This window comes from Streptococcus mitis, assembly GCF_002096855.1.
GTDB lineage: Bacteria > Bacillota > Bacilli > Lactobacillales > Streptococcaceae > Streptococcus > Streptococcus mitis_Y.
Window position 1 is genome coordinate 1 of sequence record NZ_NCVH01000011.1, and the last position, 852, is coordinate 852.

General features: G+C 40.6%; 1 protein-coding gene. It reads left to right on the forward strand.

Going from position 1 to position 852, the window contains the following annotated elements; all coding sequences use genetic code 11:
* Positions 1-657: G5 domain-containing protein (locus B7698_RS00590; RefSeq protein ID WP_142358038.1), on the forward strand; the 657-nt coding region annotated here is incomplete at its 5' end.
* Between the last annotated feature and the right edge of the window lie 195 nt (positions 658-852).

Here is an 852-nt window from a genome sequence, read left to right on the forward strand (position 1 = left end):
GAAGAAGTTGCTTTCCAAACTAAGGAAGTCACAAATCCAGATCTTCCAGAAGGAAGTCGTCAAGTGAAGACAGCTGGTAAGAAGGGTGTTCGCACAATTGTTTACACAGTTACCTATACAGACGGAGTAGAAACAGGTCGTGTTGAGAAATCCAACACAATCACTACTCCAGCAGTAGACGAAGTTATCGAAGTTGGAACTAAGAAAGTAGTAGTCCCAGTTGTAACGACTAAGGAAGAGACCAAGACAGAAGAAGTTGCTTTCCAAACTAAGGAAGTCACAAATTCTGATCTTCCAGAAGGAAGTCGTCAAGTGAAGACAGCTGGTAAGAAGGGTGTTCGCACGATTGTTGAAACTGTCACTTACACAGACGGAGTAGAAACAGGTCGTGTTGAGAAATCTAACACAATCACCATTCCAGCAGTAGATGAGATTGTCGAAGTTGGAACTAAGAAAGTAGCTTCTACAACAACCAACGGTGATAAGAAAGATACTGCAACAACAGGGAACCAAGCTGAAAACACTAAGAAAGAAGAAACTGCAAGCCAAGATAAGAAAGTTCTACCAAGCACAGGTACAGCTTCTACTAGTCTTCTTTCAATCATCGGTCTTGCCTTTGCAAGCCTAGCAGCTTTTGTCCTTCGTAAGAAAGACTAAGCCATTCTTAATAAATAAGAAATTGAATTCTTAATTCCGGCTCATTGTCAACTGTATTGGGTTGATGAAAAGTTATAACCTGGAGAGGACCAAATTGGTTCGGCTCTTTGTCAACTGTAGTGGGTTGAAGAAAAGCTAAGCTCGAGAAAGGACAGATTTAGTCCTTTCTTTTTTGATATTGAGAGCGATAAAAAT